This is a genomic window from Paraburkholderia sp. (genome assembly GCF_036488795.1).
Classification (GTDB): Bacteria; Pseudomonadota; Gammaproteobacteria; order Burkholderiales; family Burkholderiaceae; genus Paraburkholderia.
Genome location: NZ_DASXHA010000157.1, coordinates 22,393 through 37,158, shown reverse-complemented (window position 1 = coordinate 37,158; position 14,766 = coordinate 22,393). Strand labels below are relative to the sequence as shown.

Genomic DNA, 14,766 nt, shown 5'->3' with positions numbered 1-14,766 from the left:
TTGCGTCGCGCGTGCTCGGACGCTTCGGCTTTCGCAAGGTGCTGATGGTCAATGCCGGACTGGCCGGCGCGGCGATCATGAGCTACGGTTTGTTCTATCCGGGGACACCGCACTGGGTGATCTGGGGTGTCGTATTGCTTGGCGGCTTTTTTCCGTCGCTGCAGTTTACTTCGCTCAATACATTGGCTTATGCGGACATTCCGCCCAGCGAGATTGGCCGGGCCACGAGTGTCGCCAGTGTCATCCAGCAGCTTTCTTTAGGGCTCGGCGTGACGATTGCGGGGATCGTGCTGCAGATCTCGCATAACCTGCAAGGCCACACCGCGATCGTCTGGACGGATTTCTGGCCCGCGTTCCTGGTGGTGGGACTGTTTTCGTTCTGCTCGATTCCGGTGACGAGGCGCATGCCGCAAGGCAGCGGTGATGAAATTGCGCGAGGCGGCCGAGGGGCGGCGTGAGGACTCCAAACGCGGGTCTAACCGCAAGCCGCAGCACGCCTGCCCCACCATGCTGCGGCTTCGCAAATCCGGCTATCCCATGCTATAAGCCCAAGACAGACGTTTTCTTTTCAGCCAGGAAATTGTCATGGAGGGCAGTCAATGTCATTGAGTAAAGTGAAGTTCACCGCTAGCGCGCTGGCCGTGGCGGCACTCGTCGCGGTCTCGAGCGGCTTTCTCGAAACCGCACCGGCCGATGCAAAAACAGCGCAGCAGCCAGCCGTTCTAACGGCCTCGGCAGTGGCCGTCGCCGACAAGTTCAGCGCCGACGCGGCACAACAGATCTTCAAGGAAGGCGGCAACGCCGTGGATGCCGCGGTGGCGATCGCCTTTACGCTGGCGGTGACATATCCGGAAGCAGGCAACATTGGCGGCGGTGGCTTCATGACACTGTACGTGAACGGCAAACCGTACTTTCTCGACTATCGCGAGAAGGCACCGCTCTCCGCGACGCGCAATATGTATCTCGACGACAAGGGCGAAGTCATCAAAGGCATGAGCCTGTTCGGCTATCGCGCGGTGGGCGTGCCGGGCACCGTCGAAGGCATGTGGGAAGCGCAGCGCCGCTTCGGCAAGCTGAAATGGAAACAGGTGCTGGCACCCGCCATCAAGTACGCAACAGATGGCTTCGAAGTCAGCGAGCAGCTTCAGCAACGCCGCGACGACTCAGCCAAAGACTTCGCGGGCAAGACCAACTTCGACACTTACTTCGGCAATCTCAAGCAAGGCGTCAATTTCAAGCAGCCGGACCTTGCTGCTGTGCTGACACGCATTGCCAACAACGGCGCCAAAGACTTCTACGACGGCAAGACCGCCGAGCTGATTGCCACTTCCATGCGCGGTCATGGCCTCATTACCAGACGGGACTTGCATGAGTACAAGGCCGTGTGGCGTCAACCGGTGGAAGCAGACTGGAACGGCTATCACGTGATTACCGCGCCGCCGCCGAGTTCGGGTGGTATCGGCCTCGTGCAGTTGCTGAAGATGAAAGCGGATCTCGCGCCTGACTTCAAGGACGTACCGCTCAATTCCGCGCAGTACGTGCACCTGATTGCGGAAATCGAAAAGCGCGTGTTCGCGGATCGCGCGCAGTACCTGGGCGACCCGGACTTCTACACGGTGCCGGTTATACAGTTGACCAACGACGCCTATCTCGCGAAGCGTGCGCAGGAGGTCAATCCGAATACGCCATCGGATACGAAGAGCGTGCAGCCGGGACTCGGCACGTCGATGCCGGAGAAGGCGGAGACCACGCACTTCTCAGTCATCGACAAGTGGGGTAACGCGGTCTCGAACACCTATACGATCAATGGCTACTTCGGCTCGGGCGTGGTGGTGGATGGTACGGGCATCGTGCTGAACGACGAGATGGACGACTTCTCCGCGAAGCCGGGCGTGGCGAACATGTTCGGCGTAGTGGGCAGCGATGCGAATGCCATTGCACCCAGGAAGCGTCCGTTGTCGTCGATGACACCGACCATCCTGACGAAGAACGGCACGGTCTCGCTCGTGATCGGTACGCCTGGTGGCTCGCGCATCTTCACGTCGATCTTCCAGGTGATCAACAACATCTACGACTTCAACATGCCGCTACAGGACGCCGTAGCCGCGATGCGCTTTCATCACCAGTTGCTGCCGCCCAATACGATCTTCTGGGAGCCGTACAAGCCGATTACCGGCGAACTTGCGCAGCAGATCGAAGCCAGGGGTTATGTGCTGGAGGGGCAGGACTTCAGCGGCGATATCCAGGCGATCAAGGTCAACGGCGACACGCCGGAGGCCGCCGCCGACCCGCGTGGCCGCGGCGTGACACGGGTGATCCAGTGACACTGAGGCGTGTCTAAAGAAAAGGCGCTATGCAGGGTCTGCGTAGCGCCTCTTCTATTAGCGAGCCGATTTAGCAGCATGGCACGGGACAGCGCACTTACAACTCCGTAAACCGGCCATAGAAACGTCGCCAGGCAGCCTTGTCGGTGTCCGAGAGCGTGACGCCCGAGGTCACGTCAAACGCTTCGTCGCGCGCACGAATGCAGGCGTCGATGAATAGCTGCAAGGCCGCGCGATCCGCAAACACCAACTCGCGTCGTGACGCGGCAATCTCCACACGCGCCGGCGTTCTTGTGACCCGCGGCACACCGAAGTCGTCATAGCCGGCTGTACCTCGGGTTACTCGCACCTGATAGTCGCCTGTCACGTCGCTCTCCTTGTCGGGGGTCGATTTCCTAGTATAGAAAATCGTAGCGGCCGTGTGCTGAATCATGCGCTAGCTGCCTTGTTCGAGCGGCGTCAAAGTCAGTTCGAGTCGTTGCGCGCCACGCAATACTGTGACATTCACCGGCTTCTCGATGCGTGACGCATCCAGCACCCGTTGCAGGCTGTCGACGCCATCGACGGCGAGCGTGTCGACGGCAACGATCGTGTCGTCGGTGCGCAGGCCGCCCAATGCCGCGGGGCTACCCTTCACGACTTCCATCACGTGCACGCCGGTCTCCGAGCTCAAGTCGAAATAGCGCTGTACGCGCCGTGACAGCGGTGTCGTCGTGCCGGCCACGCCAATGTAGGCGCGCCGCACCCGGCCGTACGCGAAGATCTGCATGATGACCCACTTCGCCGTATCGATGGCGGTGGCAAAGCAGATGGCCTGCGCGCCCGGAATGATGGCCGTGTTCACGCCGATCACCAGGCCCGCCGAATTGATCAGCGGGCCGCCGGAATTGCCGGGATTCAGCGCCGCATCGGTCTGGATCACGTCATAAATCATGCGGCCGGAATTCGAACGCAGCGAGCGGCCGAGCGCGGACACCACGCCCGTCGTGACGGTTTGCGCGAGCCCGAGCGGATTGCCGACTGCAATCGCAATCTGGCCGACCCGCAGGCCGCCCGATTCGCCAAGTTCGACATGCGGCAACGGCTCGGCGGAGCCGATCCGCAGCACAGCGAGATCGCTGCCGGGGTCGTCGCCGACCAGATCGGCATCGAATTTGCTGCCGTCGGCGAGCGTGACGCGAATCCGCGTGGCGCCGTGCACGACATGGCTGTTGGTCAGCAGGTAGCCGTCGGGAGTGAACAGGAAACCTGAACCGGTACCGCCGCGTGCGCCCGGATTGCCGGGCGTGCGGTGTTCGACGGAAATGAAGACGACGGCTTGCTGGACGCGTTCGAGCGCGCCGATCACCGTACGTGAGTAGGCATCGAGCAGGGCGTCATCGCCGAGCACGGATGCTGCAGTAGACCCGGCGGACGCGGCCGGCTCGAGAGGCTCGGACGCGGCGCGCGACAGGTCATCAATAAAGCGGGGACGGCTTCCCATGGCGAAAAGCTCCGGATAAAACGGGCACACAACTGCGGGGCGTCCGCCGCGTTTTCAAGATCCAGGGCATCTGTGCAAAGAGGCCCTGGCTTTGGCGCCGCCGCGACGCTATATATAGAGGCAAGCCACGCTGCTCGCGCAAAGGAGCGAGACCATGACACAGACGAACACCCCGCCGCGTGACGAACCCCGCATCGAGTCGCTTTCCGCCATCACGCTCGCCACGCAGGATATGGCGCGCGCGGTGCCGTTTTACGAGGCCTTGGGATTTCCGAAAAAATACGGTGGTCCGCAGGAAGCGTTTACATCGTTTGCGCTCGGCGCGTCGTTTCTTAACCTGATCGTGGATACCCGTCCGGTCAACTGGTGGGGGCGGGTGATCATTTACGTGTCGGACGTGGACGGTATCTATCGGAAGGCGCTAGCCGCCGGGCTTGCGCCCGAATTCGAACCCGCCGATGCGCCGTGGGGCGAGCGCTATTTCCACATCACGGACCCGGATGGCCACGAATTGAGCTTTGCAAAGCCGCTGGGCTAGCGTGTTGCGCGACGCGTACGGTCTCGCCGGTGGGACATATGGGTAAACTCCCTATCACGAGCCGTGCCGGGGAGTAACAAGCCTGACACCTCCCGCTTCGATAATCGTGCGGTCGCCGCTGCGGTCAGCGCGGTGCGCATACCCATTCCCGTTTTCAGGAGAGTCGCGATGAAAGAGCAGGATCCACGAGCCGATGCCGCGTCCATGGTCGAACGGCAACGCCGTTTTGAAGAGGATCTCATCGACGCGTACGACGAAGAGCTCGAAATGGAAGTGGACGACCGGATTCTCGACGGCGCCGACGCCATGACCCCCGAGAACCGCGATGCGCGCAAGATGTATTTCCGCGAGCTGTTTCGTCTGCAGGGCGAACTGGTGAAGCTGCAGGACTGGATCGTCCACACGGGGCACAGGCTGGTGGTGATCTTCGAAGGACGCGACGCGGCGGGCAAGGGCGGCGCGATCAAGCGCATCACCCAGCGGCTCAATCCGCGCGTATGCCGCGTCGCGGCACTGCCTGCGCCGAACAACCGTGAACGCACGCAATGGTATTTTCAGCGCTACGTGTCGCATTTGCCGGCTGGCGGCGAGATGGTGCTGTTCGACCGCAGCTGGTACAACCGGGCGGGCGTCGAACGGGTGATGAATTTCTGCACGGACGAAGAATACGAAGAGTTCTTCCGATCGGTACCCGAATTCGAAAAGATGCTGGCGCGCAGCGGTGTGCAGATTCTCAAGTACTGGTTTTCGATTACCGACGAAGAGCAGGAAATCCGCTTCCAGAACCGCATCCACGACCCGCTCAAGCAGTGGAAACTGAGCCCGATGGACCTGGAAAGCCGCCGCCGCTGGGAGGCGTACACGCATGCCAAGGAAGTGATGCTGCAGCGCTCGCACATTCCCGAGGCACCGTGGTGGGTGGTGCAGGCCGTCGACAAGAAGCGTGCGCGGCTCAACTGCATTCACCATTTGTTGAGCCAGGTGCCGTATCACGAGGTCGAGCACCCGCTCGTGACGCTGCCGTCCCGCGTGTACAACACCGAATACATCCGGCAGCCGGTGCCGGGGAACATGATCGTGCCGGAAATTTATTGAGCGGCTTGCCGGCGAGTTTGCCGGCGAATCTTCCGGTGTCGCAATGAAAAAGCGCGGCTCGCGGGCCGCGCTTTCTTATGTGCGGGACTGGCTGCAATAGCTGCTGCCAGTCTGCGTCAATCTGCTCAGAACACCCGCAAAAACAGCCAGTACAAGCCCGCCGACAAGACGATCGAAGCCGGCAGCGTCAGCACCCACGCCAGCAGCAGACTGCGCACCGTGCTCCATTGCAGGCCCGAACCGTTCGCGGCCATGGTCCCCGCCACGCCTGACGACAGCACGTGGGTGGTCGACACCGGCAAGCCGTAGACGTCGGCTGCGCCGATGGTCAGCATCGCCACCAGCTCGGCGGATGCGCCTTGCCCGTAGGTCAGATGCTGCTTGCCGATCTTCTCGCCCACCGTCACGACGATGCGTTTCCAGCCCACCATCGTCCCGAGTCCCAGCGCGATGGCCACTGCCACCTTGACCCAGGTGGGGATGAACTTGGTCGCGTGATCGATCTGCTTCTTGAAGTTGTCGATGACCTTGGTGTCGTCTTCGGTGAAGGCGGGTTGCTTGCTCTTCTCCATCAGGCGGATCGCTTCGGACGCCACGTACATATTGTTACGCACGTTGTCGACGATATCCTGCGGCACGCCGGCAAGCGAGCCGGACGCGCCCACCTGGCGTCCAATCTGCTCGGTCAACTGCTGCAGCGCGGGTACGGTGGCGGGTGTCAACTGGCGGGTGCGCACATAGGCTTCTACCTCGGCACGCGCATTGGTCGACGGCGGCGCGCCGTTTGCATACTTCCCGAATGTGGCGGAAGCCTGCTGTGACACTGCGACGAAGGTCATCGTTTCCGCGGGCGTAACCGCTTTGTTCAGCGCATAAGCGGTCGGCACGGTGCCGATCAGGATCAGCATGATGAGGCCCATGCCCTTCTGGCCGTCATTCGAGCCATGCGCGAACGAAACGCCCGTACACGTCAGGATCAGCAAGCCGCGAATCCAGAACGGCGGCGGCTCGCTGCCCTTCGGTTCGGCATAGAGAGCGGGGACCCGGATCACGGCCTTCATGACGATCAGCAGCAGACCCGACAGCAAAAAGCCGACAATCGGCGAGAACAGCAGCGACTTGCCGACGCCCAGCGCCTGATTCCAGTCCACGCCGCTCGTGCCGGACGCGCCGTGCAGCAGCTGATTCATCAGACCTACGCCGATGATCGAGCCGACCAGCGTATGCGAACTCGAGGACGGCAACCCGAAGTACCACGTGCCCAGATTCCAGATGATGGCCGCGATCAGCAGCGCGAACACCATGGCAAAACCGGCGCTGCTGCCGACTTGCAGAATCAGCTCGACGGGCAGCAACTGCAGGATGCCGAAGGCGACTACGCCCGTGGAAGTCAGTACACCGAGGAAATTCCACGTGCCGGACCAGATGACCGCGAGGTTCGGTGTGAGCGAATGGGTATAGATGACTGTGGCGACGGCGTTCGCGGTATCGTGAAAGCCGTTGACGAACTCGAAGCCGAGCGCGATCAGCAACGCGACACCGAGAAGCAGGTAGGGCAGAAAGCTGAGTTGCTGGACGGACTCGAGATCCGCGACCAGGTGAACGGCGCAATAGACCGCGCCGATGGCAATCACCACAAGGAAAATAATCAGACCAATACTGCGGCCTCGAGCGGGTGTGGTGGTCGTCTGCGGGTACGAAAGTTCCGGCATGGCCTGGTCCCAGGAGTGGTGGTGTCAACTTTTCATGCTGATTCAAGAATGTGTCGATTCGATGACGAAAATCAGTTCGCGGTACTGTTTAAAAGAATTCAGACGGATAACGGCTGCATGACGATTGTTCGATCGTGCTCACGTAGGGTTCATACCTAATCTGCACATCAAAAGGTATTAGCGGGTTCAGCCATTAATCAGGCAAAAGAGATGCGCGCGCCATCCGAAGCATTCGCGTCACGCGAAATGGTCAGAGCAGAAAGAACAGGACGTCGTGTCGATTTTGCGGAGTCCTGAAGTCATCGCGTTGATGCGATCCATAAAAGCCGCGCCGGATCCGCAGGGCATGCTGAATCCGGCCAAGGTGCCCTGAAGGCACGCTCAAGCGTCGATCGCGAGAACTAAAAGGCGCGCAGCGGCGAACGCGTAAAATGACCGTCCGCTTGCCGCCTTCTCTCTGAGACGCCCTTGAAACGAAAAATGCCCGCGCTCAACGCGCTCAAAGCCTTTGAAGTGGCCGGCCGAACCGGCAGCTTTACCCGTGCCGCCGAACTGCTCAACGTCACGCAAAGCGCGGTGAGCCGGCAAGTGCGTCAACTCGAGGAGCAGCTTGGCGAGCCGCTGCTACAGCGCCGTCATCATCATCTCGAGCTGTCGGCGGCGGGCCGTTTGCTGCTGCAGGCGCTACAACAGTCGTTCGACAAGATCGAACTCACGGTGCGCAGCATTCAGGAAAAGACTCATCTGAACCGCCTGCGCCTCAATGCGCCGCCCACCTTTAGCAGCCGCTGGCTGATGCCGCGTCTGGGGCGTCTGCGCGACGAGCATCCCGAACTCGAACTGAGTCTGTCCACGCGCGTCGAAGACAAGCTCGCCGAATCCGGCGTGCTCGATTGCGCGATCCGTTTCGGCGACGGCGAATGGGAAGGTTTCGACAATCGCCTGCTGATGAGCGAACGCCACGTCGCCGTATGTTCGCCCGCGTTGCTCGCGCGGCAGTCCGGACAGCAGGGCATCGATCTGAATCAGTTCACGCTGCTGCACGTACTGGCAAGCGACGATCAGCGCTATCTGACCTGGCAGCATTGGCTCAAAGCGGCGGGTATCGACGGCGTCGATACGACCGGCGGCTACGAATTCGATCTGCTCGATCTGGCGATTCGCGCGGCCATCGATGGCCTCGGCATCACGATTGCCGACCGCCATATGGTCGGTCGCGAGCTGGCAACCGGCGAACTCGTGCAAGTGCTCAACGTGCATGTCGAGGGACATCAATCGTACTGGCTGGTCACGCGTCCAGAGCAAGGCGACTTGCCGCAACTCGCGTTGTTCCGCGACTGGCTTCAGCATGAAGTGTGGTTGACCGAACGCAGCCTCGAACCGTCGGCTTCCTCGCGGGAGCGGCTGATCAGCGGCCATTGACAGCGGGGCCGCCGCGCGAAGAATCAGGCGACTGCCGGACGACTTGCCAGGTATTGATTCATCGCGCATAGACTGCTTTATCAGCATTGCGCGCACCTGCGCAAAGCCGTTGGCGTCCAGCAATGAAAGGGGCATTTTCAGGTGTGGATTCGTTCGATGCCCCGCTAACGGGGAGCCCCGATTATCTATACACTAAGCCTGCGTGGGCGAGATGCAGACTCGTCTTGAAGAACAAGGTTTAGGCAGTGCGCCGGGGAGAGGTTGAGGTTGTCGCGCTAGCCAACGCCAACAATAAGAAGTGAGAGAACATGGCGCAGCCAGCCAAAGAACCAGGTGGAGAACCGCGGGGGTCTCTGGACGCGACACGCCCGCTGCGCGAGCGGTCAACATTTTGGGCCGTCCTGCTCGCGTTCGTGTTGACGCTGTTGACGTGTGTGGCGAGCGGCGCGTTAAAGAGCATGGCCGGGGAGATTGCGGCTATCTGGCTTGCCAATGCGGTGTTGCTGGCACAGATGATGGTGGCCGCCTCCCGGCAGCGCTACTGGGTGCTTGCGGGCGGAATAGCGGGCAATCTCGCCGCGAATCTGCTTAATGCCAACTGGGCGGTGTCGCTTTCCTACACGCTTGCCGATATCGTTGAAGTGTTGATTGCATTCAGCTTCGCGCCACGCGTGACGTCGATTGTCGAACTGATCCGCCCCAAGGTACTCATGCGGTTTCTGGCCGGCGGCGTGATCGTGGCGCCGTTCGTCTCCGGGCTGTTGGCGATCGTATTGTTGCGTGGGCAACTAAGCGGGCATATGTTGCCCAATCTCGCCAACTGGTTCTTCTCGGATGCGCTGAGCCTTGCGATTTTTACGCCTGCGGCAGTCGTCTTCTGGACCGGCGAAGTGGCTCAACTGCTGCGTCCGGAGCGCCGTCTGAAAACGGCCGGCCTGCTGCTGCTCGTGTGCGCCGGTTCAGTCGGCGCGTTTGGTCAAAGCCACTTTCCGTTGCTGTATTGGGCACTCTTGCCCATCGTGCTGCTGGCATTTCAGGCTGATCTGGCGGGCGTGATGGTCGGCCTGCTGCTGTGTCTCGCCATTGCCGTGTCTTTTACCATGCGCGGCAGTGGACCACTCTGGATGTTTCGCTATCCGAGCATGGAAATGCGCATCTTTGCGCTGCAGCTATTCCTGCTTGCGGCTCTGACGATTGCGTTGCCAATCAGCGCGACCCAGGTTATGCGCAAACGTCTGGTGGGCCTCTTGCGTGAGCACGAGCGACGCTACCGGATTCTGGCCGAGAACGCGACGGATATCGTCATGAGCGTGACACTCGATGGCAAGCTAACCTATGTTTCGCCGCGCGCTCAAACGGTGATGCGCCGTGATCCTGACGAACTCGTCGGCACCTACCTTCCCGACCTGGTGATAGCGGAAGATCACGACGCGCTCGCCAAAGCCATTGAGAAACTGGCCATGGGCGCCAGCGAGGTCGCGCAGGTCAGCCGCTTTAGCCGGCCCGATGGCCAGATGCTATGGCTTGAAACTTACTTTCGGCCCGTGATCGATCCATTTTCCGGCCAGCCGGAGACATTGACGGCGACGACGCGCGACATCACGGCACGTAAAGCCGCAGAACAGCGTCTCGCGGATGAACGTATCGAACTTCAGGGCCTGGCATTCCGTGATGGTCTGACGGGACTGTTCAATCGCCGCCATTTCGACCGGGAACTGGACTTGCAATGGCGGCAAGTCGCGAGCATGGATGGGACCGGCTTTGTGGCGGTCGTGATGGTCGACGTCGATGCCTACAAAAGCTATAACGATCACTACGGCCATCAACGGGGTGACGACTGCTTGCGCAAGATAGCGCAAACCATCGCAACGGCGGCGCGGCGCCCGACTGATATTGCCGCGCGCTATGGCGGCGAAGAATTTGCGTTGGTTCTGAAGGACACCGACCCGCACGGCGCGCGGGTGGTGGCCGAACGGATTCGGCTCGCCGTGGAAAGTCTGCAGATTCCACACCTGGCAAGCGACGCCGGCGTGGTGACCGTCAGCGCGGGAGTGGCTGCGCTGCAGCCGCGTCAAGGCGACGATGCGGTCAGTCTGGTCGCGGCCGCCGACCGTGCTCTCTACGCGGCGAAACGGCTGGGCCGCAATCAGACTTGTGTCGCGGATGCGCAAGACCCGGGTCACGTCGGACACGCCGGCGACGAATAGGCGCTGCAACGACTCGCTAAGCCGGCCAGAACATCGCAACGGATGCGAGCGCCATGACGGCGGTGGCGATCCACCCGGTGTAACGTAAAACGCCCGTCACGGCAAACTGGCCCATGATGTCGCGGCGTCCGGCCATTAGCATGACCAGCACCATGATCGGCACGGATGCGAGGCCGTTCACGACAGCACTCCAGTACAACGCCTTGATCGGATCGAAATGGGTAAAGGTCAGCGCCACGCCGCCAAGCAGTGCAACGGCGATCACCGCGTAAAACTGCTTGGCCAGATTGACCTGGAGCGCCAGGCTATTGCGCCAGCGCATCGTGCCGGCTGCCGCATAGGCCGCGGAACCGGCCAGTACCGGCAACGCAAGCAGGCCGGTTCCTACGATGCCTAGACTGAACAACAGGAATGCGAACTGACCGGCGATAGGCTTGAGCGCGTTGGCGGCATCGGCGGAGGTTTTGACCTCGACGTGATGTGTGTGTAACGTGGCCGCGGCCGCCAGTATGATGAAAAACGCCACTCCGTTCGACATTGCCATGCCAACCCAGGTGTCGAGGTTGATGCGTTTGAACTGCGCGCGGGCCTGCATGGGCACCTTTAGCAGAGGTTGTTGCGCCGGCTCGGAGCGGATTTCTTCAACCTCTTGCGACGCTTGCCAGAAGAACAGATAAGGGCTGATCGTCGTGCCGAGCACGGCGACCACAGTCGTCAGGTAGTCGCCGGAGAACTGGATGGGCGGTTTGACGATGCTAAAGCCGACAGCTTTCCAGTCGACCGGAATGACGAAGGTGATCGCGACATAGGTGAACAGCACTAGCGTCAGCCATTTCAGAATGCGCGCGTAGCGCTCGTAGGGGACGAATACCTGAAGCAACAAGGAGAATGTACCCAGCAGCACCACGTAAATCTGTACGGGTCCGCCGAGCACCAGTTTCGCGGCTGCGCCCATTGCCGCAAGGTCGGCGGCGATGTTGATCGTATTGGCAATCAGCAGGACCAGTACGGCGACGTAAACAATGGGCGCCGGGTAGTGCCGGCGCAGGTTGGTCGCAAGACCGCTGCCGGTGACGCGACCCATGCGTGCGCTGACCGACTGAATGGCCACCATGAGCGGATAAGTCAGCAGCATGGTCCATAGCAATCCAAAGCCGAACTGTGCACCGGCTTGCGAATAGGTGGCAATGCCGCTCGGGTCATCGTCGGCCGCGCCGGTGATGAGACCAGGGCCGAGGCGCTTTGTCCAGGATCGCTCGGCCTCGTCTTCGACGAGAAGTTGGGGCTCCATTTCTTCGGTTTTCACGCTGATTCCCTCGAGGTTTTGACCTGGGGTCAACGCATGGGGCACGCTTGACGGCCTAGCTATGCATGGTCGTCAGCATTATTCATGCCACTGGATGGGCCGCCTGAGTCGTCTCTCCGGTTTTTGGATCGCCTCATTTCCGTCTGACTGAGCCGGCTATCTCGCATGCAGACGCTTACTTCGTCTACCGAGCTTGACGCGAGATGGTTAATCAGTTGTATTGATCAAACGTTATGCAGGGCGTCTTCCATCTGGTTTTGGATAAGCCTTTTCATTTTCAATACGTTGTCAAAACGGCACATCTTTGTGTGTTGCGGTATGCCTAAAGGCGATTTGGCGGCCCTTTAAGCGAGAAGTCATAGCATTTGCTAGCGCGCTCATGGCATAGTTCGAGCATTGCACTCACACAAGGAGGCGGTCATGGCCACACTCGAACAAATCCAGACCCGTATGAAGAAACTGCAATTGCAAGCGGAAGCGCTGCTTGCCAGGCGGGCTCAAGCTGCGGTCGATCAGATTCGGGACATCATGCTCAAGCATGGTTTAACCACCACCGACATCGAGATTCGTGCCAAGGCAAAACGGGACGCCAGATTCGGCAAACGTCTTAAGGCCAACGGCGTCGCAAAGACGAGTGCCGGCGCTAAAGGCAAACTGCCGCCCAAGTACAGAGATCCCAAAACAGGCGCAACATGGAGCGGCCATGCGAGGCCGCCAGCATGGATCAAGGACGCGAAAGACCGCACGCGCTTTTTGATCAATGGAGCGACGGCTGCGCTGGAAGGCAACGGCGCTAGCAAAGTCGCGAAGGCTGTGAAGAAGGTTTCGGCAAAGAAGGTCTCGGCAAAGAAAGCGGCGGTTAAGAAAGCCGTGGCCAAGCGGGCGCCGGCTAAAAAAGCGGCAGCAAAGAAGACGGTAGCGAAGAAGGCGTCGGTGGCAAGAAAGGCGGTGACCGGCAAGACGGTGCGCGCCAAGGCCCCGGCAAGCAAACGCGCTGGCGCGAAGAAAGCAGCAGGTAGAAAGAGTGCGGCCGCGAAAGCCGCGGCAAGCGTGTCGGCGATCTGACTGCGCGACGGCGCGTCGGGAAAGGTCGAAGGCTGACGTCGAGCCGAAGGTAAAACCGACGCGTAAAAACAACAATGGCCCGCCTAGGCGGGCCATCATTTTTAGCGGAAACGACTGTTCCGGCTAATTACAGCGGCGTGATGTTAGCCGCTTGCTTGCCCTTCGGGCCTTGCTTCACTTCGAAGCTGACCTTCTGGTTTTCCTGCAGCGATTTGAAGCCGCTTCCTTGGACTTCAGAAAAATGCGCGAACAGATCTTCACCGCCGCCGTCCGGCGTAATGAAACCAAAGCCCTTTGCATCGTTAAACCACTTCACTGTACCTGTTGCCATTTTCCTGATTTTTCCAAAAAGACGTTGTGTTAGTGCCGCGCGGCCGGTATCTGGCTTCGCGCGGCCATTCTTTGTACCACAGAGAAATGACAATCTACAACCAGGGCAGTTACTGCGTGGATCTAAAGATCTCGCAAAAGAGGGTTGAATTGCGGGTTATCGGGCGTTTTGACAGGCGGAATCGCTTCGCCGGACAAAATGACCGCGACCGTTCGGTCTGGTCAAGCGACTCGTCGGCGGGGTTTGCCGGAGGCCCTTTTGCGCGGCGCGACCGCGCGCAGCGTCACGGCTTCCGTCTCGGTGCGCAAGCTTTGCACTCGCGCGTGAAGCGCGTCCGCATTCGCCTGTGAGGGCAATGGGTCAAACGCATACCCGCGGCGCGCCCACGCGTCGAGCCCGCCCTTGAGGGCGCGTATGCGCGTAAACCCTTTGCGGCGCATATGCTGGGTGATCCGCATGGCCGTCGCGTCGTCGTGACAGACGCAATACACCACGCGACTTTCGCCGGGGAGCGCCTCTTCGATGTCCGCCTGCGAACCCGGGTCGAACCGCCGGGCGCCGGGAATCCGGTGCGTGTCATCCGTAACGGCGGACTCCGGCCGCGCGTCCAGAATGACCGGTGGCGATTCGGTGCGCAATGTCGCCTCGAGTTGTTCAGGCGTGATCTTGACTCGCGCCATCCAGCGTCTAAAGCGCCAGCGCTGAATGCAGCGATAAATGAAATAGAGAAGCGACAGGCCGAGCACCAGGTCGATCACGGTTGCGCCATGCGATCTGACCTCGACCACGAACAGGCGAAGCTGCCGGTCGAACAGGGCGCCCCCGGTCAGCCAGAAGGTCGCCCACGCCACCGCGCCCAACAGATCCCAGGCGGCGAAGATTTTCGGGTCCACGCGGGTCGTGCCCATCAGAGGCGGGGTGGCAATGGCCAGGCCCGGGATGAATTTGGACGCCGACACAATGGGTGCGCCAAATCGTTCGAACAGGCCGCGCGCGGTCCGCACATGCGTGCCGACTGCCATAGAGCGCCGCGAAAGCGCATTGATGAGGCGTTGGCCGTAAATGCGTCCGGCGGCGAACCAGATGCCGTCGCCGATCAGCGCGCCCAGCACGGCAGCGGGCAGTACATACCAGAACGACAGGGCGCCGCTGGCAATGGCAGAGCCGGCATAAAGCAGTACCGGGACAGCAGGTATTGGCACGCCGAGGCGTGTCAGCAGGACGTTCAAAAAGACAATGGCGCCGCCCCAGGTTGAAATCTCCGAATGCGGAAACTCGATCAA

The 14,766-nt window shown here is 60.7% G+C and carries 14 protein-coding genes; 8 read left to right on the top strand and 6 right to left on the bottom strand.

Annotated elements, in window-relative coordinates; translation table 11 throughout:
* Nucleotides 1–458: MFS transporter (locus VGH41_RS22790; RefSeq protein ID WP_331599877.1), on the top strand; the 458-nt coding region annotated here is incomplete at its 5' end.
* Between the two features lie 141 nt (nucleotides 459–599).
* On the top strand, nucleotides 600–2,324 hold the full coding sequence (gene ggt / locus VGH41_RS22785; protein ID WP_331599875.1) for a gamma-glutamyltransferase: 1,725 nt from the start codon (nucleotides 600–602) through the stop codon (nucleotides 2,322–2,324).
* A 97-nt stretch (nucleotides 2,325–2,421) separates the two neighbouring features.
* On the opposite strand, the gene VGH41_RS22780 is transcribed toward ggt, so the two are convergent.
* Nucleotides 2,422–2,757: a hypothetical protein gene (locus VGH41_RS22780; protein WP_331599874.1), complete on the bottom strand. Its 336-nt coding sequence runs from the start codon at nucleotides 2,755–2,757 to the stop codon at nucleotides 2,422–2,424.
* A 3-nt stretch (nucleotides 2,758–2,760) separates the two neighbouring features.
* Nucleotides 2,761–3,807, bottom strand: coding sequence for a S1C family serine protease (locus tag VGH41_RS22775; protein WP_331599872.1), 1,047 nt, complete (start codon nucleotides 3,805–3,807; stop codon nucleotides 2,761–2,763).
* 154 nt (nucleotides 3,808–3,961) lie between these two features.
* Between VGH41_RS22775 and VGH41_RS22770 the strand changes: the two genes are divergently transcribed.
* Together VGH41_RS22770 and ppk2 are read left to right on the top strand one after the other, a co-directional pair.
* Nucleotides 3,962–4,345 carry a VOC family protein gene (locus VGH41_RS22770; RefSeq protein ID WP_331599870.1) on the top strand — a complete coding sequence of 128 codons (384 nt, stop codon included), beginning with the start codon at nucleotides 3,962–3,964 and terminating at the stop codon, nucleotides 4,343–4,345.
* A 168-nt stretch (nucleotides 4,346–4,513) separates the two neighbouring features.
* Nucleotides 4,514–5,440, top strand: coding sequence for a polyphosphate kinase 2 (gene ppk2, locus VGH41_RS22765; protein ID WP_331599868.1), 927 nt, complete (start codon nucleotides 4,514–4,516; stop codon nucleotides 5,438–5,440).
* A 125-nt stretch (nucleotides 5,441–5,565) separates the two neighbouring features.
* On the opposite strand, the gene VGH41_RS22760 is transcribed toward ppk2, so the two are convergent.
* The gene (locus tag VGH41_RS22760; RefSeq protein ID WP_331599867.1) at nucleotides 5,566–7,152 is read right to left on the bottom strand and encodes an inorganic phosphate transporter; all 1,587 of its coding nucleotides are present in this window, start codon (nucleotides 7,150–7,152) and stop codon (nucleotides 5,566–5,568) included.
* 274 nt (nucleotides 7,153–7,426) lie between these two features.
* On the opposite strand from VGH41_RS22760, the gene VGH41_RS26640 reads away from it, so the two are divergent.
* The 3 genes from VGH41_RS26640 (at nucleotide 7,427) to VGH41_RS22750 (ending at nucleotide 10,781) form a co-directional block, all read left to right on the top strand.
* On the top strand, nucleotides 7,427–7,525 hold the full coding sequence (locus VGH41_RS26640; RefSeq protein ID WP_414696701.1) for an FAD-linked oxidase C-terminal domain-containing protein: 99 nt from the start codon (nucleotides 7,427–7,429) through the stop codon (nucleotides 7,523–7,525).
* 107 nt (nucleotides 7,526–7,632) lie between these two features.
* The gene (locus VGH41_RS22755) at nucleotides 7,633–8,574 is read left to right on the top strand and encodes a LysR substrate-binding domain-containing protein (RefSeq protein ID WP_331599879.1); all 942 of its coding nucleotides are present in this window, start codon (nucleotides 7,633–7,635) and stop codon (nucleotides 8,572–8,574) included.
* Nucleotides 8,575–8,987: 413 nt separating this feature from the next.
* Entirely contained in the window at nucleotides 8,988–10,781 is a 1,794-nt protein-coding gene (locus VGH41_RS22750) for a sensor domain-containing diguanylate cyclase (RefSeq protein WP_331599866.1), read from the top strand.
* A gap of 16 nt (nucleotides 10,782–10,797) precedes the next feature.
* On the opposite strand, the gene VGH41_RS22745 is transcribed toward VGH41_RS22750, so the two are convergent.
* Nucleotides 10,798–12,072 carry an Nramp family divalent metal transporter gene (locus VGH41_RS22745; protein ID WP_331599878.1) on the bottom strand — a complete coding sequence of 425 codons (1,275 nt, stop codon included), beginning with the start codon at nucleotides 12,070–12,072 and terminating at the stop codon, nucleotides 10,798–10,800.
* 435 nt (nucleotides 12,073–12,507) lie between these two features.
* Here VGH41_RS22745 and VGH41_RS22740 point away from each other — a divergent pair, with 435 nt between their 5' ends.
* Nucleotides 12,508–13,152, top strand: a complete 645-nt coding sequence (locus VGH41_RS22740) for an H-NS histone family protein (protein WP_331599864.1) — start codon at nucleotides 12,508–12,510, stop codon at nucleotides 13,150–13,152.
* Between the two features lie 127 nt (nucleotides 13,153–13,279).
* Here VGH41_RS22740 and VGH41_RS22735 read toward each other — a convergent pair whose 3' ends face one another.
* Both VGH41_RS22735 and VGH41_RS22730 read right to left on the bottom strand, forming a co-directional pair.
* Nucleotides 13,280–13,483 (bottom strand): cold-shock protein, encoded by a 204-nt coding sequence (locus VGH41_RS22735; protein WP_074266324.1) that lies wholly within the window; start codon nucleotides 13,481–13,483, stop codon nucleotides 13,280–13,282.
* Between the two features lie 221 nt (nucleotides 13,484–13,704).
* Nucleotides 13,705–14,766 (bottom strand): VTT domain-containing protein, encoded by a 1,062-nt coding sequence (locus VGH41_RS22730; protein WP_331599863.1) that lies wholly within the window; start codon nucleotides 14,764–14,766, stop codon nucleotides 13,705–13,707.

Bases quoted from the DNA above. Each gene is read 5' to 3' on its own strand.
- VGH41_RS22780 (WP_331599874.1), bottom strand. From the start codon at position 2,757: ATGATTCAGCACACGGCCGCTACGATTTTCTATACTAGGAAATCGACC.
- ppk2 (WP_331599868.1), top strand. From the start codon at position 4,514: ATGAAAGAGCAGGATCCACGAGCCGATGCCGCGTCCATGGTCGAACGG.
- VGH41_RS22760 (WP_331599867.1), bottom strand. From the start codon at position 7,152: ATGCCGGAACTTTCGTACCCGCAGACGACCACCACACCCGCTCGAGGC.
- VGH41_RS22740 (WP_331599864.1), top strand. From the start codon at position 12,508: ATGGCCACACTCGAACAAATCCAGACCCGTATGAAGAAACTGCAATTG.
- VGH41_RS22735 (WP_074266324.1), bottom strand. From the start codon at position 13,483: ATGGCAACAGGTACAGTGAAGTGGTTTAACGATGCAAAGGGCTTTGGT.
- VGH41_RS22745 (WP_331599878.1), bottom strand. From the start codon at position 12,072: ATGGAGCCCCAACTTCTCGTCGAAGACGAGGCCGAGCGATCCTGGACA.
- VGH41_RS22770 (WP_331599870.1), top strand. From the start codon at position 3,962: ATGACACAGACGAACACCCCGCCGCGTGACGAACCCCGCATCGAGTCG.
- VGH41_RS22775 (WP_331599872.1), bottom strand. From the start codon at position 3,807: ATGGGAAGCCGTCCCCGCTTTATTGATGACCTGTCGCGCGCCGCGTCC.
- VGH41_RS22755 (WP_331599879.1), top strand. From the start codon at position 7,633: ATGCCCGCGCTCAACGCGCTCAAAGCCTTTGAAGTGGCCGGCCGAACC.
- ggt (WP_331599875.1), top strand. From the start codon at position 600: ATGTCATTGAGTAAAGTGAAGTTCACCGCTAGCGCGCTGGCCGTGGCG.